Origin of the sequence: Bartonella sp. TP, from assembly GCF_030406085.1 — a bacterium.
Taxonomy (GTDB): domain Bacteria; phylum Pseudomonadota; class Alphaproteobacteria; order Rhizobiales; family Rhizobiaceae; genus CALTWN01.
Window position 1 is genome coordinate 137233 of record NZ_CP129002.1, and the last position, 19962, is coordinate 157194.

Annotated in this window: 21 protein-coding genes; 11 read left to right on the forward strand and 10 right to left on the reverse strand. The window is 39.5% G+C overall.

Translation table 11 applies throughout. The features are described 5' to 3' along the window. Positions 1 to 50: 50 nt before the first annotated feature. From fabF to QVL57_RS00735, 5 genes are all read right to left on the reverse strand, one after another. A complete protein-coding gene (fabF, locus tag QVL57_RS00715; RefSeq protein WP_290076669.1) occupies positions 51 to 1313 on the reverse strand; it encodes a beta-ketoacyl-ACP synthase II in 1263 nt (420 codons plus the stop codon). 120 nt (positions 1314 to 1433) lie between these two features. Beyond that, positions 1434 to 1670, reverse strand: a complete 237-nt coding sequence (locus QVL57_RS00720; RefSeq protein ID WP_290076671.1) for an acyl carrier protein — start codon at positions 1668 to 1670, stop codon at positions 1434 to 1436. A 191-nt stretch (positions 1671 to 1861) separates the two neighbouring features. After that, complete coding sequence (fabG, locus tag QVL57_RS00725) at positions 1862 to 2620, reverse strand: 3-oxoacyl-[acyl-carrier-protein] reductase (protein ID WP_290076672.1); 759 nt, start codon at positions 2618 to 2620, stop codon at positions 1862 to 1864. 31 nt (positions 2621 to 2651) lie between these two features. Beyond that, positions 2652 to 3602, reverse strand: a complete 951-nt coding sequence (gene fabD / locus QVL57_RS00730) for an ACP S-malonyltransferase (protein ID WP_290076675.1) — start codon at positions 3600 to 3602, stop codon at positions 2652 to 2654. 21 nt (positions 3603 to 3623) lie between these two features. Further along, positions 3624 to 4217: a phosphatase PAP2 family protein gene (locus tag QVL57_RS00735; RefSeq protein WP_290076676.1), complete on the reverse strand. Its 594-nt coding sequence runs from the start codon at positions 4215 to 4217 to the stop codon at positions 3624 to 3626. A 298-nt stretch (positions 4218 to 4515) separates the two neighbouring features. On the opposite strand from QVL57_RS00735, the gene rpsF reads away from it, so the two are divergent. The 8 genes from rpsF (at position 4516) to QVL57_RS00775 (ending at position 11737) form a co-directional block, all read left to right on the forward strand. Beyond that, entirely contained in the window at positions 4516 to 4926 is a 411-nt protein-coding gene (gene rpsF / locus QVL57_RS00740) for a 30S ribosomal protein S6 (RefSeq protein WP_290076679.1), read from the forward strand. Continuing rightward, positions 4926 to 5174 carry a 30S ribosomal protein S18 gene (rpsR, locus tag QVL57_RS00745; RefSeq protein ID WP_290076682.1) on the forward strand — a complete coding sequence of 83 codons (249 nt, stop codon included), beginning with the start codon at positions 4926 to 4928 and terminating at the stop codon, positions 5172 to 5174. Before rpsF ends, rpsR begins: the two co-directional genes overlap by 1 nt. Before the next feature lie 88 nt (positions 5175 to 5262). Next, positions 5263 to 6261 carry a hypothetical protein gene (locus QVL57_RS00750; RefSeq protein ID WP_290076684.1) on the forward strand — a complete coding sequence of 333 codons (999 nt, stop codon included), beginning with the start codon at positions 5263 to 5265 and terminating at the stop codon, positions 6259 to 6261. Positions 6262 to 6279: 18 nt separating this feature from the next. Further along, on the forward strand, positions 6280 to 6834 hold the full coding sequence (gene rplI / locus QVL57_RS00755) for a 50S ribosomal protein L9 (RefSeq protein WP_290076686.1): 555 nt from the start codon (positions 6280 to 6282) through the stop codon (positions 6832 to 6834). Positions 6835 to 6892: 58 nt separating this feature from the next. Then, positions 6893 to 8392 carry a replicative DNA helicase gene (locus QVL57_RS00760; RefSeq protein ID WP_290077418.1) on the forward strand — a complete coding sequence of 500 codons (1500 nt, stop codon included), beginning with the start codon at positions 6893 to 6895 and terminating at the stop codon, positions 8390 to 8392. A 3-nt stretch (positions 8393 to 8395) separates the two neighbouring features. Further along, positions 8396 to 9778, forward strand: a complete 1383-nt coding sequence (radA, locus tag QVL57_RS00765) for a DNA repair protein RadA (protein ID WP_290076688.1) — start codon at positions 8396 to 8398, stop codon at positions 9776 to 9778. Between the two features lie 17 nt (positions 9779 to 9795). Continuing rightward, the gene (locus QVL57_RS00770) at positions 9796 to 10338 is read left to right on the forward strand and encodes a CvpA family protein (RefSeq protein ID WP_290076690.1); all 543 of its coding nucleotides are present in this window, start codon (positions 9796 to 9798) and stop codon (positions 10336 to 10338) included. Further along, entirely contained in the window at positions 10328 to 11737 is a 1410-nt protein-coding gene (locus QVL57_RS00775; RefSeq protein ID WP_290076691.1) for an amidophosphoribosyltransferase, read from the forward strand. The genes QVL57_RS00770 and QVL57_RS00775 overlap by 11 nt, the downstream gene beginning before the upstream one ends. Here the strand turns inward: QVL57_RS00775 and pssA are convergent. The 3 genes from pssA to QVL57_RS00790 all read right to left on the reverse strand — a co-directional run bounded on the left by pssA (position 11694) and on the right by QVL57_RS00790 (position 15175). Next, positions 11694 to 12455 carry a CDP-diacylglycerol--serine O-phosphatidyltransferase gene (pssA, locus tag QVL57_RS00780; RefSeq protein WP_290077420.1) on the reverse strand — a complete coding sequence of 254 codons (762 nt, stop codon included), beginning with the start codon at positions 12453 to 12455 and terminating at the stop codon, positions 11694 to 11696. The two genes, QVL57_RS00775 and pssA, sit on opposite strands and share 44 nt — an antisense overlap. A gap of 63 nt (positions 12456 to 12518) precedes the next feature. Further along, positions 12519 to 13211, reverse strand: coding sequence for a phosphatidylserine decarboxylase (locus QVL57_RS00785; RefSeq protein ID WP_290076693.1), 693 nt, complete (start codon positions 13209 to 13211; stop codon positions 12519 to 12521). A gap of 89 nt (positions 13212 to 13300) precedes the next feature. Then, the gene (locus QVL57_RS00790; protein WP_290076695.1) at positions 13301 to 15175 is read right to left on the reverse strand and encodes an ABC transporter ATP-binding protein/permease; all 1875 of its coding nucleotides are present in this window, start codon (positions 15173 to 15175) and stop codon (positions 13301 to 13303) included. An 88-nt stretch (positions 15176 to 15263) separates the two neighbouring features. Here QVL57_RS00790 and QVL57_RS00795 point away from each other — a divergent pair, with 88 nt between their 5' ends. Then, positions 15264 to 15818, forward strand: a complete 555-nt coding sequence (locus QVL57_RS00795; RefSeq protein WP_290076697.1) for a TIGR00730 family Rossman fold protein — start codon at positions 15264 to 15266, stop codon at positions 15816 to 15818. Here the strand turns inward: QVL57_RS00795 and cysS are convergent. Beyond that, a complete protein-coding gene (gene cysS / locus QVL57_RS00800; protein WP_290076699.1) occupies positions 15815 to 17233 on the reverse strand; it encodes a cysteine--tRNA ligase in 1419 nt (472 codons plus the stop codon). The genes QVL57_RS00795 and cysS overlap by 4 nt on opposite strands. An 84-nt stretch (positions 17234 to 17317) precedes the next feature. On the opposite strand from cysS, the gene QVL57_RS00805 reads away from it, so the two are divergent. Beyond that, a complete protein-coding gene (locus tag QVL57_RS00805; RefSeq protein ID WP_290076702.1) occupies positions 17318 to 17773 on the forward strand; it encodes a TIGR02301 family protein in 456 nt (151 codons plus the stop codon). A gap of 8 nt (positions 17774 to 17781) precedes the next feature. On the opposite strand, the gene QVL57_RS00810 is transcribed toward QVL57_RS00805, so the two are convergent. After that, a complete protein-coding gene (locus QVL57_RS00810; RefSeq protein WP_290077422.1) occupies positions 17782 to 19092 on the reverse strand; it encodes a dihydroorotase in 1311 nt (436 codons plus the stop codon). Positions 19093 to 19166: 74 nt separating this feature from the next. On the opposite strand from QVL57_RS00810, the gene QVL57_RS00815 reads away from it, so the two are divergent. Next, on the forward strand, positions 19167 to 19961 hold the full coding sequence (locus QVL57_RS00815) for a hypothetical protein (protein WP_290076703.1): 795 nt from the start codon (positions 19167 to 19169) through the stop codon (positions 19959 to 19961). The last annotated feature ends 1 nt before the right edge of the window (position 19962 follow it).

A 19962-nucleotide genomic window follows, 5' to 3' on the forward strand; every position in this document is an offset into this window, starting at 1 on the left:
CAGCCTTTTCACACTTCACTCAACGCATTTATCAGCTAACTATAAAATAATCAAGGCTTGAAGCGCTGCATAATTAACGAAGCATTGGTCCCACCAAAACCAAAAGAATTAGATAATACAACATTAATTTCGCGTTTTTGCGGCACATGCGGCACTAAATTAATTTTAGTTTCAACTTCAGGATTATCCAAATTCAAAGTAGCTGGTGCTACATTATCTCGTATAGCTAACACAGAAAAAATAGCTTCTGCTGCTCCGGCTGCACCCAGCATATGCCCCGTAGATGATTTAGTAGAAGACATAGAAACTCGATCAGCGTGCTCTCCAAACAATCTTTCAACAGCCCCTAATTCAATTATATCAGCCATAGTGGAAGTGCCATGGGCATTCACATAATCAATCTTCGCAATATCAAGATTTGCTTTGCGCACCGCCATTTGCATACAACGAAGCGCCCCCTCGCCCTCTGGCGAAGGCGCAGTAATATGGTAAGCGTCACCTGACAGACCATAGCCAACCAATTCGGCATAAATATGAGCTCCGCGGGCTAAAGCGTGCTCTAATTCTTCTAAAACTAAAACAGCCGCGCCCTCGCCCATCACAAAACCATCTCGGTCTTTATCGTATGGCCGCGAAGCATTCTGTGGGTCATCATTATGCGACAAACTCAGCGCCTTACAAGCAGCAAATCCAGCTAGGGAAATTCTATTTATAGGAGATTCGGTGCCTCCAGCTAGCATAACGTCAGCATCACCCATAGCTATTAAACGCCCAGCGTCGCCTATAGCATGCGCGCCAGTAGAGCAAGCAGTAACCACCGAATGATTGGGGCCCCGCAATTTATGACGAATCGAAACCTGTCCTGCTGCAAGATTAATAAGCCGCCCCGGGATAAAAAAAGGCGAAATACGCCGCGCGCCCTTATCGCGCAAGGTATATCCGGCCTCTACAATCCCCTGTACCCCGCCTATACCAGAGCCAATTAACACACCAGTTTTTATTTGATCTTCATCATTTTCAGGGTGCCAATTAGCATCTTGCAGCGCTTCATCTGCTGCTGCAATAGCATATACAATAAAAGGATCCACCTTGCGTTGCGCTGGCGGATCCATATATCTATTCGCATCAAAACTATAAGATAAAGAACTATCTAAAGGTATAGAGCAGGCTATTTTACATGGTAAGTCTTCTACCTCAAACTGTGTTATACGTTGAGCAGAATTCTCGCCAGCCAGCAGGCGCGACCAGCTATCTTTAACATTGCCAGCTAGTGGAGACACCAGCCCCAATCCTGTAATAACAACACGCCTCATACTGCTTGCAGTCCTTTAAAATTTATCTCAAAAGAATAAGCATTATATACTCCCATTAGCCGAAAAAGCATATGGGCAAAGACAAACCATAGCGCTGTCTAAAATTATATAAAACCTTATTTAGGCAGAAGCATCTTCGATAAATTTAACAGCGTCACCAACTGTTAAAATTCGTTCTGCAGCATCGTCAGGAATTTCTATACCAAATTCTTCTTCAAACGCCATAACAAGCTCAACAGTGTCAAGACTGTCTGCACCGAGATCATCAATAAAACTTGCGTTATCGGTAACCTTATCGGCATCTACGCCTAAATGCTCCATAACAATTTTTTTAACACGTTCTGCTTTATCACTCATGTCGTAACTCCGACTCATTTCCAAATTAATATATACAATTAAGTATCAAGTTAAAATAAGATATGATTATAACAAACAATAAATGTCTACACAACCACATCTTGGCGAGAGCTTAACAGCTTAGCTAAGCAAATAACATTTATCTATAAAAAAAGCAACATCTTTTAAACAAAATTACTTTTACTCCACAATTATAACATTGCCATGCCGCCATTTACATGTATAGTTTGCCCCGTTATATATGCTGCTTCTGTGCTCGCCAGGAATATGGCAGCTGCCGCGATATCTATTGGCATTCCCATCCTTTTCATCGGAATAGAAGCCAAAATACCTTCTTTTTGCTTATCATTTAACTTTTCTGTCATTGCTGATTCTATAAAACCAGGAGCAATACAATTAACCGTTACATTTTTTGTAGCTAATTCACGCGCCAGAGCCTTAGAAAAACCAATTAGTCCAGCCTTAGTAGCACAATAATTAGTTTGTCCGGGATTTCCTGTAACTGCTACTACAGAAGTGATGTTTATGATTCTACCAAAACGCTGCTTTAGCATAGACCTAGAAATTTCCTGCGTTAAGCTAAAAACTGCAGACAAATTCACGGCTATAATATCGTCAAAATCCTTATCCGACATTCTTATGAACAGCCCATCCCTTGTGATGCCAGCGTTATTTATTAAAATATCTACTCCGCCCATATCTTGCAGAGCTTTGGTGGCAAATTCCTTGGTAGCAACACGGTCTGCCAAATCTGCAGCAAATGTAAAAACTTGCCTATCCGTAATAGACCCAATTTGGGTCAAACTGTTAGTTAAATTATTCAGCTTCTCTTCGTTGCTACCATGCAATCCAACTATACATCCCTGACTATAGAAATTTTTAGCTAAAGCTTGCCCAATACCCCCGGTTGCGCCAGTTATGAGTACTTTTTTTCCAGTTAAATCAAACATTTATTAGTGCTTTCTACAAGGTTACCTTAAATCATAAGTTTAAAGCTTTTAAGCTAGTTTCAATAGCTTCTGCTTCATATACACTGTAAGCGCTTAGATTCTTATCAATGCGCTTAGTTAATTTAGTTAATATTTGCCCCCAACCTATTTCATATAAACTATTTACCCCATTGGCCGCAAACCATTCTATAGTTTCTCGCCACCGAACTCGACCTGTAACTTGTTGTACAAGAAGGTCAACAATTATATCTAAGTCCTTTTGCGGACTTACACTAATATTAGGTATCAATTCTATTTTTGGCTCTGATTTAACAACATTAGCCAACGCTTTTTCCATCGTCAATGCCGCATTGTGCATTAAAGCACAATGAAAAGGAGCCGATACTGCTAAGAAAACAGCTTTTTTTGCCCGCAATTCTTCTTTAGCCAAATTAACAGCAGCGGCAACAGCGTCCGCCGAGCCAGAAATAACCAATTGGCCTCCGCCATTATCATTAGCTATTTGACAAACTTGGCCTTTTGTTGCTGCTTTATCGCAAATCATTGCTAATTCGTTTTCTTCACAGCCAATTATCGCAGCCATAGCCCCTTTGCCAGCCGGAACTGCTTGCTGCATTGCCTGCCCCCTTATACGTAATAATTTTGCTGTGTCACTTAAGCTAAACATGCCCGCTGCGCACAAAGCAGAATATTCTCCAAGAGAGTGTCCCGCAACAAATTTTACATGCCGCTTTATATCCAGCCCCAAGCTTTCCATAACCCTTAACACAGCCATAGAAACGGCCATGATAGCTGGTTGCGTATTCGACGTTAAATCTAACTCCTCTTGCGGCCCCTCAAACATTAGCTGCGACAAATTTTGCCCCAAAGCTTCATCTATTTCTGCAAATACATCACGCGCAACACTGAAATCTGCTGCTAATTTTTTGCCCATTCCTACTGATTGGCTACCCTGACCAGGAAATATAAATGCTATAGTCACAATTACCTCTATGAAAAATTATTATTTATTACTACAAGGCACAAATTTGTCTACTGCAAAAGCGCAAAAAAGCCCTAAAATCGCGCCACCCAAAATATCAAAAGGATAATGTATTCCAACAAAAATCCGCCCCCAGCATGTTAGCAAAGCTAAAGCAATAGCGACATATACTATATTATATGAGTCTTTCTTACATTGCTGATTCTTATAAAGCATATAGCAATAAGCTGCCCATATCGTAGCATGATCGCTTGGAAAAGAAGGACTGGCTGTATGCAACAGCAAAGCAATATCAGGATAAACAACAAAAGGACGAGGCCTATGATAAAAGCAACCAAACAAAAAAGAAAGCAGCAAAGCAATGCCAATGGATAATAAAATTTTTGCCACTAGCGGCGAAACAAGTCGTCGAAATCTGCAGCCTTCTGCTGCTATGGTAGAGCTGCTGGTTAGCCAATTAATGCTCAACCACAAAAGATGCAAGGGGATAAAATATGTAAGCCATTTTGCGCATATTATAGCAAAAAAGAATAGACCGTGGGGAACTATTGCCCCCGGATACATATATTTACCAGCCATATGTAGCAATAAAAAATTATCTATATTTGTTAACATAATCTCATTCTTTAAAAATTAATCGACTAAAGCAACATATAAAAAAATATCCACATTTACAATTCAAAAGTTAAAATTAAGCTTGTAAAACTTTTAACAATGTAGTAGAAGAAAAATTAATGATTAAGTTTGGCTGGGGGCTGAACGGAGGCGCATTTTGTGTATGGGCATAAAGCTCACTTCCTCCCTTGTCTCCGCTCTCGATTGTCTCAAGCATTATCCTTTCTTCAATTATCAGGAGACGGAAGTGAGGCTTAGCGCTAAGTTTAATTAGATTAGTTTGAAGAAAGGTAAAACTATGGCACTTTATGAACATATTTTCATGGCTAGGCAAGACATCACGCAGCAGCAAGTCGACCAGCTGATTAGCAATTATAAAGAGGTAATAACTTCTAACGGCGGCAAAGTTGGTAGGGTAGAATATTGGGGCCTGCGTACCCTAGCCTATCGTATTAATAAAAACCGCAAAGCGCATTATGTATTAATGGATCTAGATGCTGAAGCCCCTGTAATTGCAGAACTAGAGCGCCAAATGCGATTAAATGAGGATATTTTGCGTTATATGACCGTTCGCGTTAAAGAGCATGAAAAGGGCCCCTCTGTGGTGCTAGCTAAGCGAGATAAGGATGAATATAATTTTAAATCTGACGACCGCTTTCGTCCATCTCGCCAAGACATTAATACAACCGCAATGCAAGGAGATCTGTAATGTCAGCAACTACTAGTTCCACCATACGCAGAGCTTTTATACGTCGTCGTAAAAGTTGCCCTTTCAGCGCTGAAAATGCACCCAAAATTGACTATAAAGATGTAAAGCTATTGCAAAAATATATTTCAGAACGTGGCAAAATTGTGCCTTCACGCATAACAGCTGTAGCACATAAGCATCAACGCGAATTAGCCCAAGCAATCAAGCGTGCGCGCTTTTTGGCCTTACTACCTTATGTAGTAAAATAACATATTGTTATATTTTTAAGTCAGCAAAAATGCTGACTTAAAAGTTGAGTATATTCTCTAACTGCAATTTAAGCAGGACAGCAAATTAATGAACAAAGCTATATATCTCTGGTACGAATTACGCATGACCCTTTTTGCAGTGTTAGGCTTGCTTAGCTCTGCTTTGCTATTTGTTTATTTATTAAGAAATGGTTCAATATTTTCTATTCCATTAGCTTGCTGCCTTACTGTACCGTTATATTTGATAACATTAAATATAAACATCTATGCCGGATTAGGTGCTTTACTAGCCACAACAGCTGGCTTATTATTACTAACTACCCCATTATACGCTATAATGCATACTGGAGTGTTTTTATTACCAGCTTTTTTTGGCGCTAGTCTGTTATACTTTAGTTATTTTCGGTTAGCTAATAACGCAAAACTTACACTATCTACTGTATTTTTTGATTTGATATGCGCAAATATTATCATAATTAGCACTTTATTGTTGCTGTTAGAACATATGCCAGCCCTGCAAGATAGTTTAAAACATATTATACTCACAAAGATAAATCATGCACTGACTGTGGGCCAAGCTTACAATATCGATATTAATCTGCATGAGAAACTTATTGAGGCAAAGAATCTGCTAGAAAAACATTTCAATTTAATCTTAGCAAATATGCTAGCAATATATTGCTTATGCTTTAGCCTTAGTAATTTATATTTTGCTACTCTATTAAGCAAAAAAATTAATAGCCTAAAAACCTTATATTTTTCCTGGCCAAAAGATTTGTTTCTACCCTTAATTTCTATGCTGTTACTACCTTTGTTTCTTTTTTTTAGCTTTGTACCAACAAGTCATGCAATAGAGCTAGTAGCCAATGTTGGGTTAGTTAGCTTTATAATTGCCTTTTTTGCTGCTGGATTAGCTTATTTACACAATTTAACCTGGCCGATGTATGGTAGATTCTTTTTGCTAACATTAATCTATGTAAGCCTGGCTAGTAGTGTAATTTTTACTGCACCACTATTTATTACATTAACTTTAATGGGGTTGTGGTCAACACTGAAATATTATGGACAATATAAATATTTTATTTGAAATGGAAAGGAAAAACACATGCAAATAATACTTCTAGAACGCATCGCGCGCTTAGGTCAAATGGGTGATATAGTAAAAGTTAAAAATGGTTATGCTAGAAATTTCTTGTTACCACAAAAAAAAGCTATTCGTGCTAATGATGCAAATAAGCTAATTTTTGAAAATCAACGAGTTCAGCTAGAGGCTAAAAACTTAGAAAGAAAAAGCGAAGCAGAAAAAGTCGCAAAAATTCTAACAGGCAAAACTTTTATAGCAGTGCGCTCCGCTGGCGAAACAGGGCATTTATATGGTTCTGTGTCTGCCCGTGATATAGCCGATTTACTTTCAGAAGGTGGATTTGAAGTAGCAAAAAATCAAATTATTCTAAACCAACCACTAAAGACTATAGGTTTGCACAATATAATTATAAGCCTACACCCAGAGGTTGAGTCTGCAGTAGTGCTAAACATCGCCAGATCCATCGAAGAGGCTAACCGCCAAACAGCGGGAGAAAAATTGAATACCGCAGAGGCGATCTACGGAAAAGAAGAAACTGTCGAACATGAAGAAGAGTTAGAACCAGAAAATTCTTGATAGTAATATTATATAGTGAGAAGAAGTGGCAAACATAGCGGAGCGTAATAAAACTATTATGGGTGATTATGCAGGCGCGCCGTCTGGTACGGGGGGCGCAGCTTCATCACTTCGCCATTTGCCACATTCATTAGAAGCAGAACAAGCTTTATTAGGCGAGCTTTTAATAAATAATGATGGTCTTGACAAAATCTCCGATTTTTTAAGAGCTGAGCATTTTATTCTGCCTTTTCATCGGACTTTATATGAACTAATAACTCGAAAAGTTAATATAAACCAAGTCGCGACACCGCTAACGCTAAAAGAATTTCTGGACAAAGAGCAAAATATAGGCGATATCAGCGCCTATGAATATGCGGTTCAACTAACAATAGAAGCCGTTACAATAAGAAACGCCCTTGGCTACGCTACTATGATATATCGCCTATTCTTAAGGCGCTCCTTAATAGATATTGGCGGCCAGATTGTAACAACAGCTTTTGACGCACCATTAGAGCTTTCGCCTTATGACCAAATTGAATTGGCCGAGCAAGCATTATTCAATCTAGCAGAAAAAGGCCAAATCAATACTGGCTTTGCTCCATTCAAAACTGCTCTGCAAAAATCTATTGAGCTGGTGCAGAGTGCTTATAAAAGACCAAACAAACTTTCTGGCTTTCCGACCTATATTGTAACGTTGGATAATGCATTGGGCGGGCTTCAGCGCTCAGATTTGATTATATTAGCTGGGCGGCCAGGCATGGGCAAAACTTCGCTAGCCACCAATATAGCCTTTAACATAGCGAATCGCTATAAAGCAGCGAAAGCAAAAACTGAAACGGAAGAAGAAAGCATACAAGAAGGCGGCATGGTTGGCTTTTTTTCATTAGAAATGTCAGCCGAGCAGCTTGCAACACGTATTATCTCTGAGCAAGCGGAAATTTCGTCCCACAAAATACGTCGTGGAGATATTACAGAAAATGATTTCATTAAACTAAGCGGTCTAGCGCGCAAATTAGAATTTTTACCACTATATATAGACGAAACAGGAGGCGCTTCAATAGCGCAAATCGCCTCTAGAGCGCGCCGCTTAAAACGCCAGCACGGACTTGATGTGCTTGTTATCGATTATATACAATTAATCCAGAGCAGCAAAAACACTTCAGCAAACAGAGTTAATGAATTAACCGAGATAACCATTGCTCTGAAATCTCTAGCAAAAGAGCTAAATGTACCAATCATAGCTTTATCTCAATTATCCAGGCAGGTAGAACATCGCGAGAATAAGCGCCCGCAACTTTCTGATCTCAGAGAATCTGGGTCGATTGAGCAAGATGCCGATATAGTTTTGTTTGTGTATCGCGCTGCTTATTATAAACTGCAAGAGCAACCAGCTACAGGAACAGACCAACACGACATATGGCAAGAAGAAATGGATGCGGTACGAAGAACAGCAGAAATTATAATCGCGAAACAAAGACATGGCTCTACTGGCAATATCGAATTAGCTTTTGAAGCAGAATATACTCGCTTTTATGATCGTGCCACAGAAAGCTATACGCCAGCAAGAAACTATTAAAGAATGCGAACAAAAGCACAATTCATATGCAGTAAATGCGATGCTATCCATAATAAATGGGCTGGGCGTTGCGATATCTGCGATGAATGGAATAGTATAATAGAATTAGATGGTGAAATAGGCATAGGTACAAGGCCAAAAGCAAAGCAGCTTCGCGGTACAAAGATCGCCTTGACCTCACTTTGCGGCGAGATAGAAACATTGCCGCGAATTGTAACAAAAATAAATGAGCTAGACCGGGTTACTGGCGGGGGCTTTGTTCCCGGTAGCGCAATTTTATTAGGTGGCGATCCTGGCATTGGTAAATCCACTTTGCTTACCCAAGCCTGCGCCGCACTTAGCAATAAAAATTACAACGTTGTTTATGTTTCTGGCGAAGAGGCCATAGCCCAAATTAAACTACGCTCAAAAAGACTTAACATTTTACAAAGCGATGTAAAATTAGCCGCCGAAACAAATGTAGAAAATATCTTGGCCACATTGCAAAAATGTGAAAATTTAGACGTAGTAGTCATAGATTCCATACAAACTTTATGGTCAGACCTAGCCGATTCCTCGCCTGGCACGGTAACACAAGTTAGAACAAGCGTGCAAGAAATGATACGCTTTGCAAAAAATAGCAGTACAACAGTAATCCTAGTGGGCCACGTAACTAAAGAAGGCCAAATAGCAGGACCAAGAGTTGTAGAACATATGGTCGATGCCGTATTATATTTTGAAGGAGACAAAAGCCACCATTATAGAATTTTACGCACTATCAAAAATCGCTTTGGCCCAACAGATGAAATTGGCGTATTTGAAATGTCTTATGATGGCTTAAACGAGGTACAAAATCCCTCCGAACTTTTCCTAAATTATCGCAGCGAAAATGCACCGGGCTCTGCCGTTTTTGCTGGCATGGAAGGTACAAGACCTCTGTTGGTAGAGGTACAAACACTAGTTTCACAATCCTCGCTCGGTATGCCACGTCGCTCCGTAGTAGGCTGGGATACCAATCGCCTGTCAATGGTTTTGGCTGTCTTATCCTCTTATTGCAACCTAAAATTAAACAATCATGATATTTATATAAGCATTGCTGGGGGCTACAAAACCACAGAACCCGCCCTAGATTTAGCGGCCGCAGCAGCGCTTATTTCTGCCATAAGCGGAGTGCCCTTACCTGCTGATCATATCTATTTTGGTGAAGTTAGCCTTTCTGGCACCATCCGCCCTGCTTCACTTTCTGCGCATCGTATAAAAGAAGCACAGAAATTAGGCTTTAAACATGCTATAATATCGCAAAATACGAAAGATTTACCATTATTAGAAAATTTTTCCTATACTAAATATAGAGATTTGGCCGAATTAGTTGCAGCTATAGCGAGCGAAAAAACAGACAAGGCTTAAGAGAGGACTAAAAATTTATGACAATATTTGACATCATAACCATCGCCTTTAGTATAATTTCTGGCATAATAGCTATGCTACGCGGTTTTTCACGCGAAGTATTATCACTCTTATCCTGGATTCTGTCGGCTTATTTAGCCTATAAGCTACATCCTATACTCATACCGATTTTAGAAAACCTTACTTCTAGCCATAATTTACAGAAAATCATTGGCCTAGCTACAATTTTCTGCATTAGCTTAATAATTATATCCTTCTTAACATTAAAAATATCAGACCTTATCCTTACCAGCTTCATCGGCCCCTTAGACCGCTTTCTAGGCCTAGTATATGGCGTTGCTAGAGCAGTAATTATAATGGCGCTAAGCTCTTTATTAATAAGCAATATCTTTGAACCGCAGAAGCAACCAGCATGGTTTGTATCTGCAAAAACCTATCCTTTGCTTTACAAAATGGGACAAAGCATTTATGGGGCGATACCTCCAGATTTGCTAAATCTAGACCAAATATTTGCCTTAATTAAACAAAAAGTCTCGGAGACAGCCAAGGATGCACCATGATTTTTTGCCAATTGACAAATTACAGGAAGAATGTGGCGTTTTTGCAATTTTAGGCCACGAGCATGCTGCCTATCTAACCATGTTAGGCTTGCATGCCTTGCAGCATAGAGGGCAAGATTCCGTAGGCATAATTTCTTATGAAAAAACGCGAATATACCAAAAAAAGGCGCTAGGTACCGTATTAAGCAATTTTAATGCTGGCGAAGCTTTATCTAAACTACCAGGCGAAAGCGCCATAGGCCACGTACGTTATAGCACCTTAGGTGATACCGAACTTGAAAATATACAACCACTCTTGGTAAACTCGCCAATAGCGCAAAATCTAAGCCTAGCTCATAACGGGCAATTATTAATCTCGACTTCAGCCAAATCAAATACAAGTGATAGCCATGGCTTAATAAAGCTTATTAAGCTAAACAGCTTAGCAAAAAACGCAACTATAGAATCAGCTTTTACCAACACTATAAATGCTATTAACGGCGGATTTGCTATAGTCGCGCTAAATGAAAATATATTGTTTGCTGCTCGTGACCCTATAGGCATTCGCCCCTTAATCATGGGAATGCTGGATGGCAGCCCGATATTTTGCTCTGAAAGCTGCGCTTTAGATATCATAGGCGCTGAGTTTGTAAGAGAAGTAGAAAATGGTGAAATAATTTGTTGCAAAAAATTAACAAACGGTTCCGTAGAGATTATACAACTGCAAAAACCATGTACGAAGCCAGCAAAATTATGCATATTCGAATATATTTATTTTTCACATAATGACAGCGAGATAAAAGGACAAAATATTTATAATATACGCAAGCATATGGGTAAAATTTTAGCAACAGAAGCCTATATACAGGCAGACATAGTTGTACCAATTCAACATAGTGGTACAGCTTCTGCCTTAGGTTATGCCTGCCAGAGCCGTATCCCTTTTGAACTCGCCATTTCAGCTAGCAGCTATGCCGGGCGCAGCTTTATCGCTGCCGATATTACCGAACAAACCTGGGCCGCCAAAATAAAACATAATGTTAATAAACAGCTTATAGCAGGCAAAAACATAATTTTAGTTGACGATTCAATAGTACGTGGCACCACACTAAAAGCAATTATAAAGCAATTAAAAGCAGCAAGCGCAGCAAGCATTCATATCAGAATAGCAAGCCCCATGCTGCTTTATCCAGATTATTTCGGTATCAATATCAAAACCAAAACAGAATTGCTTAGCTATAACTATACTGATGCAGCAGCCATGGCTAAGCATCTTGGCGTAGACAGTATCGCCTTTCTTTCGCTAGATGGGGTATACAAGGCCATTTGCAATGAAAAACGTAACGATAACAACCCGCAGCTAACTGATCATTATTTTACCGGCCAATACCCTGATTTCTATAATAATTCTCTTTTTTAGCATACGAGATATAGCTTAAAGGCAAAAACAAAATATAGAAAAAAGTTGTAAAAGTGAGTGTTTGCCAAGGATAAACTGCTATAAAACTAACATAAGCAACTAGGATCAATAATAAAGGAATCATAATATCCCGCTTCAAGCTATTGGCAATATTTTTAGCGTTCCAAACGGGCAATTTGCTAACCATTAAAAAAGCTATGATAACGATATATAAGCTAAAGAATAATACAGTTTTTGGACCGTGCTCCATTCCCAAAGCACCTAAATACATTGGCAATAAAGCTAGCAAAGCTCCAGCTGGCGCTGGAATACCTACAAAATAGTCCTTTTGCCATGCAGCCAAAAAGCTGTCTTCTAACATTACATTAAAACGCGCTAAGCGCAAGCAACAAGCCAAGCTGTAAATCAAAACTGCTATCCAACCAATACCACCAGCCTCATGCAACATATAGCTATATACTATCAGTGCAGGAGCAACGCCAAAATTTATAGCATCCGCTAGTGAATCCATTTGCGCTCCAAAAGCGCTCGTGGCCTTCAACAATCTAGCAATTCTTCCGTCTAATCCGTCGAGGGTAGCAGCAACTAAAACCATAAAAATAGCTTTTTCATAATGATTTTCAAAGGCAAGTCGTATGGCGCTCATACCAGCACAAACAGCCAATATCGTTACCAAATTGGGTATATAATAACGTATAGGAAGATTAGGTGCTGGCATATTACTACCACCATTTATCTGCAAAGGCTGTGTTTTAGTTCTTAACGGCATAATAATCTACAATCACTCGCATAGAAAATCTTCTATCGCATGATCTTCTTTAAAACTAGCAATGCAGGTTTCACCAGCAATGGTTTTTTGCCCATAAGCAACTAAGGGCTTAGCTCCTGCTGGTAAATAAATATCTACACGAGAGCCAAAGCGTATCAAACCAAATCTTTGTCCAGCATGCACTTGTTCTTCTAGCTGCGTCCAACACAGAATGCGCCTAGCAATTAATCCAGCAATTTGCACAAGAATTATATTTCCATGTGCCGTTTCTAACACCAAGCTATTCCGCTCGTTCACTTCACTTGCTTTATCCAACTTAGCGTTCATAACGCGCCCAGCTTTATGAACAATGTTTTTTACAACACCTGCCATAGGCATACGGTTAACATGCACCGAAAAAACATCCATAAAGATAGAAATACGCTGTAATTCACCTTCGCCTAGCCCTAATTCTGCTGGCGGCTTGCTTAGCCCTACCCACGAAATCTCACCATCAGCAGGGGAAATTACCAAATCCTTATCTAACGGAATAACACGTAGCGGGTCGCGAAAAAAATATATACACCAAATGGTCAACAATAAGCCTATCCAAAATAAAGGAGGCCATATAAATCCCAAAACTACAGAACCAATAAAAAAACCGGCAATAAAAGGATATCCCTCACGGTGTATAGGAGGTATAATACTAAAAATATCTTGCAACATAGATCTACCTTATCAAAAACAGCCAAACAAAAAAATCATAATATAAACGATCATATTAATAACAAAGTTCTATCTCTTACACAAAAAAATCAATAAGACGCATTATCAGACAAAATCTCTTGGGCTTTCATTATTTCTTTTTGCTTGGACCACATCATAGCATATATACCTTGCTTTTTCAAAAGTTCTTCATGCGAGCCGCGCTCGGCTATTTGGCCTTCACTCAATACTAAAATTTCATCTGCATTTACGATAGTAGACAATCTATGCGCTATAACTAAGGTAGTGCGACCAACACGCACTGTATCAAGCGCTTCTTGTATTTGCCGCTCGGTACCAGAATCTAAAGCAGAGGTAGCTTCATCTAATAACAAGATTGCCGGGTTTTTTAAAATGGTTCTAGCTATAGCTACACGCTGTTTTTCACCGCCAGATAGCTTTAAACCACGTTCCCCAACCATTGTATTATAGCCTTCTGAAAGGCGCGCTATAAACTTATCTATTTGCGCCTGTTTCGCGGCATTTACCATTTCTTCGTTGCTGGCAGTAACCTTTCCATAGCGAATATTATAACCGATAGTGTCATTAAACAATACTGTATCTTGCGGCACTACGCCGATTTGCGCCCGCAAACTATTTTGGGTAACATCGCGAATGTCCTGTCCGTCAATCAAAATCTGACCGTTGCTTACATCATAAAATCGAAATAACAATCTGGATATAGTAGATTTACCTGCACCAGTTGGTCCAACAATGGCCACTGTTTTGCCACCCTCTACCGAGAAACTAATGCCATGCAATATTTCTCTATCTTGATTATAAGAAAAGCTTACATTCTTGAACTCTATCTTCGCCTTGCTTATCTGCAAGGGCAAAGCAGCGCTAGAATCGACTATCTCTGGTTTAGTATCCAACAAATTGAATAGCGCTTCTACATCTGTAAGCCCCTGTTGTAACTCGCGATATATTGTGCCAATAAAATTTAACGGAAAAGATAATTGTATCAAAAGACTATTCACAAAGACAAAATCGCCTACCGTTTGTGTACCATGCATTACTTGATAAGCCGACATCGACATGATAATTGCCATAGCTATGGCCAAAATAGCCGCCTGACCAAAATTCAACCAGCCAAGGGAGGTCCAAACCTTTATTGCCGATTTTTCATACACCGCCATAGCTTCGTCAAAGCGCTGCGCTTCTAACTTTTCATTGCCAAAATATTTTACGGTTTCATAATTTAACAAAGCATCAACCGACCTACTATTTGCTTCGGTATCATATTTATTCATATCACGGCGAATATCTATACGTCTAGTGCTGGTAGTTACACTAAACCAGATATAAACAACTAGCATAATAGCTACTATAAGTAGGTACCAAAAATTATAAGAATACCAAAAAGCTGCAGCCGCCAGAACAAACTCTAGTAAAGTTGGTATGCTATTCAAAATAGTAAACCGAACCATAGATTCTACCGATTTTATGGCTCGCTCAATTATCCTTGCCAGCCCACCTGTATAGCGCTCTAAATGAAAACGTAATGAAAGCTCATGCATATGTATAAAAGCTCTACCAGCTAATTGGCGTACAGCATGTTGTGCAACTTTTGCAAACAAAGCGTCCCGCAATTGATTCAACCCAGCCTGCGCTAGCCTAGCTGCATTATAAGAGCATACCCATATTATCGGCAAAGCTACCCAGAGCAAAGTTTTGTGTTGCTGAATAAAGCCAGCACCCTGCGGTGCCAAACTGTCCGTAGCATATTTAAACAAATATGGCACGGCTAACAGAATAAATTTCGCCAGAATCATATAGCCTATAGCCAAAATAACATGCAGCTTTAAATCTGGCCGATTCTGCGGCCACATGTAGCTCCATAATTGGCCTATAGTTTTAAGCGTTTTCTTCTCCTGCGGGACAGCAGAACTATTTGCATTAGAATCTGGAGCAATATTTTTCATAGCTACAACTTATAGATAATTTTACCGTTCTTTGCAAGATTTTAAAAAAATTCTTGCTTTAGAGATTATTATACAGCATAATTGTCTTATGAAAAAGATAAATTCTGTATGCGTCTATTGTGGCTCGCGCCCTGGTAGTCAGTTAGTGTTTAAAGAAACCGCAATAGAGCTTGGTGCGGCTCTAGCACAAAATGGCGTTGCTTTAGTATATGGCGGGGGAGATAGTGGAATTATGGGCTTTATTTCGCAAGCAACGCGCCAAGCTGGCGGTAACGTCTTAGGCATTATTCCTGAATTTTTACTTGAGCGTGAGGCTGCCGACTCTAACCCATATGGTAGAGATGACGTTATTATAACGCAAACTATGCATGAAAGAAAAAAGCTGCTATTCGAAAAAGCAGATGCCTTCATAGCCCTACCTGGCGGCATCGGCACGCTGGAAGAACTAACAGAAATAACCACCTGGGCGCAGCTGAATAGGCATAGCAAGCCTATTATCATTGCAAATATCGCTGGCTTTTGGCAGCCTTTAATAGATTTACTACGACATATGGAGTCCAGCGGTTTTATCCATGATTTAGCTGGCTTCTCACCGCTTATTGCTAAAAACGTCCCAGAAATTATTAAAATCTTACGCAGCTAAGTTTTATGTAAATATTCAGTTTGTCTGGCCCCTGATTCATCTTTCCAGTCTCGTACCTCAACGCCTTTACTTTGCAAAATAAGACGAATTTCATCTGCTGTGTGCCAATCTCTATTTGCTATAGCCTTAGCCCGCTGCTCAATAAGATGTTTATACTGCTCAAGCTTATTAAGTTGCGCTGCTGTTGTAACATTTATCCCCAAAAACTCTAGCGATAGCTTTAATTTTACCAATTCATTATTCTTAAAATATTCACGCATATGAGTAATAGCTGAAGGTGTATTTAAATCATCGCACAAAGCTTCAATAAATTCATCAATAGCGACATCTTGCGTAGGTACGCCTTGCAATTTTTCTTGCCATTTAGCCAGCTCATTATGCGCTTGTTCATAGCGCTCATTCGTCCAATTAAAATTACTACGATAATGCGTTTGCAGCATAGCAAACCTTACCACATTACCTTTATTTCTAAACATGGCTTCGTCGCTGCCAATAATATCCTTTACCGTAATAAAATTATTCTCGCTTTTTGACATTTTTTTGCCATCAACCTGGAGATAGCCATTATGAAGCCAAAAATTTGCCATTTTAGTGGCCCCCAAGCTGCAACGACTTTGAGCGATCTCATTTTCATGGTGAGGAAACATAAGATCTATACCCCCACCATGTATATCAAAAACATTTTTCTCTGCTTCAGTAGATTCTAAGCCGCCACCATAAGGTTCTAATAATTCGGCCATAGACATTGCAGAACACTCAATATGCCAACCTGGGCGACCGCCTACGGCAATGCCCCCTGGCGAAGGCCAAGAAGGCTCGCCCGGCTTTGCAGGCTTCCACAACACAAAATCCATATCTCCATGCTTGTATGGCGCTACTTCTACTCTAGCGCCAGCCAACATTTCGCCTACCGAGCGTCCAGATAATTTGCCATAATCTGCAAAACTTTCTACACTGAATAATATATGATCCTGCTCGATATAGGCCCGTTTTTTTTGCAATAATCTTTCTATCATTGCTTTTATATTTTCCATATGTTCGGTAACGCGGGGCTGAGAGCTAGGCGGCAAACAACCCAAAGCAGCAGCGTCTTCTTGAAAAGAAAGGTTAGTTAGCGTCGTTAATTGATGTATAGCAGCATTCAGATCTATATCACCATAACGTGATTTTGCTCTAGCGTTAATTTTATCATCAACATCCGTAATGTTACGCACATATACAACATGCTCTTCTCCATAAATATAACGCAATAAACGAAACAATATATCAAAAACAATAAGTGGCCGAGCATTACCAATATGAATAGAATCATATACGGTTGGTCCACAAACATACATACGCAAATTTTTTTTATCTATAGGCGTAAAAAGATTCTTTTGCCTGGTTAATGTATTAAAAAGCCACAATTGATACATAATCTTTCTCCAAGAAAATTTAAGTTTGCGTTTTGCCAAACATACCCTATTTAATATAATTATGCTAAATAATAGTGGAAAATAATGAATATTAAGCTCAAATATTTATTTATATATATCTTGCTCGCCAGCACAAAGCTAGCTTACGCCACCGATAACCCAACTGTCGCCACTGGGATTAATGACAAAGCTACTATAACAACTACAGATGCAAATAAAATAACCGAAACGATTTACGACGATAGATTAGCGCAGCTATACAGCGCGCTTGGAGCTTTGCATTTTTTAACTAATATATGCTTTGAACAAACGATGCAATTTAGGCAAAAAGCAGAAGATTTAGCACAAAGTGAAAAATTAAATGACCTAAGAAAAAAGAATCTATTCGGAGCGTTTAATGATTCCTATAACGCGTTTAGCACTAATTACAGAAGCTGCACACAGTCTGCCCGCAAAGCATACAATATCTACAAAACAGATGCTCTGGCAATAAGTGCCTCTTTAATAACACAACTTGGCCAAAGACAAAATCAAGATTAGAGAAAATTTTATATAAATTTTACCACACGCCCGATGGCTTCGCCAATTACTTTACCTTGCCACATTACGATTTTTCCTCTCAGCACTGTAGCTATAGGCCAACCCTTAATTTTTATCTTATCGTAAGGCGTCCATGCCACTTTAGAGGCAGAGCTAGCATTAGTAATAATTTCTTCACGATTTAGATCCACTATAGCTAAATCTGCATCATACCCAACCGCTATGCGCCCTTTTCTACTTATACCAAAAATACGATTTGGCCCATGGGATGTCAAATCAACCAAGCGCTCTAAAGTTAATTTGCCCATATTTACATAGTTCAGCATAATAGGTAGTGTAGTTTGCACGCCAGGCATGCCAGATGGAGACGCGGGATAAGGCTTCGCCTTTTCTTCTAATGTATGAGGGGCATGATCAGAGCCCAGAACATCTATCAATCCTTGCTCTACTCCCCACCAAACAGCCTCGCGATGCTCAGGGCCTCTAATTGGTGGATTCATTTGTATTAAATTTCCGTATTTAGCATAATCATCACTGCTAAAAGTAAGATGATGCGGCGTTGCTTCTAAAGTTACCAGATCCTTATGCAACTGTAAAAACGCGATCTCCTGCTTAGTAGAAACATGCAAAACATGAATAGGGCTATTTGTTTCATGTGCTATTTTCACCAACCTTTCGGTACACAATATCGCTGCTGTTTCATCACGCCAAATAGGGTGACTGGAAGCGTCACCAGCTATGCGCAAATCTTTACGCTCATTAAGCCGTGATTCTTCTTCGCTATGTACAGCTACGCGACGCTTAGTATTTTGTAATATAGCACGCACACCAGCATCATCAGCCACTAAAAGATCACCCGTAGAGGAGCCCATAAATATCTTTATTCCGGCAGCACCAGGCAAGCGTTCTAGCTCACCAACATTAGCCGCATTTTCATGCGTGCCGCCTACCCAAAAAGCAAAGTCACAATGCATCCTATTCACAGCTCGGGCAACCTTATCTTGCAAAGCTTCTGCGCTAACTGTTGGCGGATTTGTATTGGGCATTTCAAAAACAGAAGTTACGCCACCCAAAACAGCCGCACGTGAACCAGACACCAAATTTTCCTTATGTTCCGCCCCTGGCTCACGAAAATGCACCTGGCTATCTATAACACCAGGTAAAATATGTAAATCTGTGCAATCAATAATCTCTTCAGCCGCGGCTTTATTTAAATCACCCAAATAAGCTATAGTTTCACCCACAACACCAACATCACACCGCATAACCCCTGCGGGCGTAACAACAGTACCATTGCTAAAAATTTTATCGAAGCGCATATCATCAGGCGAAAAAACCATAAGAGATCCTCTAGCTTATTTATCTTTTTTACATTTTATGCTAAATTTTATAAATGGACAATATTAAATATTATAGTACTGAAGCTAGCAGCCTTTTAGAAATACGAGGCGAAGACGCGCAAAAATTTTTACAATCGCTCATTACCGCTGATGTAGCAGCAATTTCAGAAAATCATTTTTATCCTGCCGCATTATTAAATGCACAGGGCAAAATTATTTTTGACTTTTTACTCACCACCAATAACAGCTCATTTTATCTTACTATAAATAAGCAATATAAAGAGAGTTTTTTACAGCGTCTTGCTATGTATAAGCTACGCTCAAATGTTGAAATTATAGAACATGATAGTGAGCACATAATACTCACCAACGAGCAGAATTATGGCTTTTACGACTCAAGATTTTCCCCGTTAAATGTTCGACATATTTATAAAATTTTACATCAAGAATATAGTGGGCTTAATCAAAACAAGACTCTAGCAGAGGATTTTAACGAGCTACGCATAAATTATCGCATAGCAGTAATGGGGGCCGATTTTCTGCCAAACAGCATCTATCCCCATAATATAAATTATGACTTGCTACAAGGCGTTTCTTTTACCAAGGGTTGCTACATTGGCCAAGAGGTAGTAGCAAGAATGCAGCATAAAACTAGCGTAAAAAAACGACTATTCATAGTTACAGCCAAACAAGCACTAAATACTGGCGAAGCTATCTTAGCCGATGAAAAGATTATTGGAACTATAGCTACAGCCAAAGGCGCAAAAGCTTTGGCTATCTTACGGTTAGATCATCTCGAACAAGCAAAAATCATACGCGTAGGCGAGAAAATAGTAACTATTAACTAGC

Excerpts from the sequence above, each read along its gene's own strand:
- fabF (WP_290076669.1), bottom strand. The coding sequence starts at position 1,313 with ATGAGGCGTGTTGTTATTACAGGATTGGGGCTGGTGTCTCCACTAGCT.
- QVL57_RS00720 (WP_290076671.1), bottom strand. The coding sequence starts at position 1,670 with ATGAGTGATAAAGCAGAACGTGTTAAAAAAATTGTTATGGAGCATTTA.
- fabG (WP_290076672.1), bottom strand. The coding sequence starts at position 2,620 with ATGTTTGATTTAACTGGAAAAAAAGTACTCATAACTGGCGCAACCGGG.
- QVL57_RS00735 (WP_290076676.1), bottom strand. The coding sequence starts at position 4,217 with ATGTTAACAAATATAGATAATTTTTTATTGCTACATATGGCTGGTAAA.
- rpsF (WP_290076679.1), top strand. The coding sequence starts at position 4,516 with ATGGCACTTTATGAACATATTTTCATGGCTAGGCAAGACATCACGCAG.
- rpsR (WP_290076682.1), top strand. The coding sequence starts at position 4,926 with ATGTCAGCAACTACTAGTTCCACCATACGCAGAGCTTTTATACGTCGT.
- QVL57_RS00750 (WP_290076684.1), top strand. The coding sequence starts at position 5,263 with ATGAACAAAGCTATATATCTCTGGTACGAATTACGCATGACCCTTTTT.
- rplI (WP_290076686.1), top strand. The coding sequence starts at position 6,280 with ATGCAAATAATACTTCTAGAACGCATCGCGCGCTTAGGTCAAATGGGT.
- QVL57_RS00760 (WP_290077418.1), top strand. The coding sequence starts at position 6,893 with ATGGGTGATTATGCAGGCGCGCCGTCTGGTACGGGGGGCGCAGCTTCA.
- radA (WP_290076688.1), top strand. The coding sequence starts at position 8,396 with ATGCGAACAAAAGCACAATTCATATGCAGTAAATGCGATGCTATCCAT.
- QVL57_RS00770 (WP_290076690.1), top strand. The coding sequence starts at position 9,796 with ATGACAATATTTGACATCATAACCATCGCCTTTAGTATAATTTCTGGC.
- QVL57_RS00775 (WP_290076691.1), top strand. The coding sequence starts at position 10,328 with ATGCACCATGATTTTTTGCCAATTGACAAATTACAGGAAGAATGTGGC.
- pssA (WP_290077420.1), bottom strand. The coding sequence starts at position 12,455 with ATGCCAGCACCTAATCTTCCTATACGTTATTATATACCCAATTTGGTA.
- QVL57_RS00785 (WP_290076693.1), bottom strand. The coding sequence starts at position 13,211 with ATGTTGCAAGATATTTTTAGTATTATACCTCCTATACACCGTGAGGGA.
- QVL57_RS00790 (WP_290076695.1), bottom strand. The coding sequence starts at position 15,175 with ATGAAAAATATTGCTCCAGATTCTAATGCAAATAGTTCTGCTGTCCCG.
- QVL57_RS00795 (WP_290076697.1), top strand. The coding sequence starts at position 15,264 with ATGAAAAAGATAAATTCTGTATGCGTCTATTGTGGCTCGCGCCCTGGT.
- cysS (WP_290076699.1), bottom strand. The coding sequence starts at position 17,233 with ATGTATCAATTGTGGCTTTTTAATACATTAACCAGGCAAAAGAATCTT.
- QVL57_RS00805 (WP_290076702.1), top strand. The coding sequence starts at position 17,318 with ATGAATATTAAGCTCAAATATTTATTTATATATATCTTGCTCGCCAGC.
- QVL57_RS00810 (WP_290077422.1), bottom strand. The coding sequence starts at position 19,092 with ATGCGCTTCGATAAAATTTTTAGCAATGGTACTGTTGTTACGCCCGCA.
- QVL57_RS00815 (WP_290076703.1), top strand. The coding sequence starts at position 19,167 with ATGGACAATATTAAATATTATAGTACTGAAGCTAGCAGCCTTTTAGAA.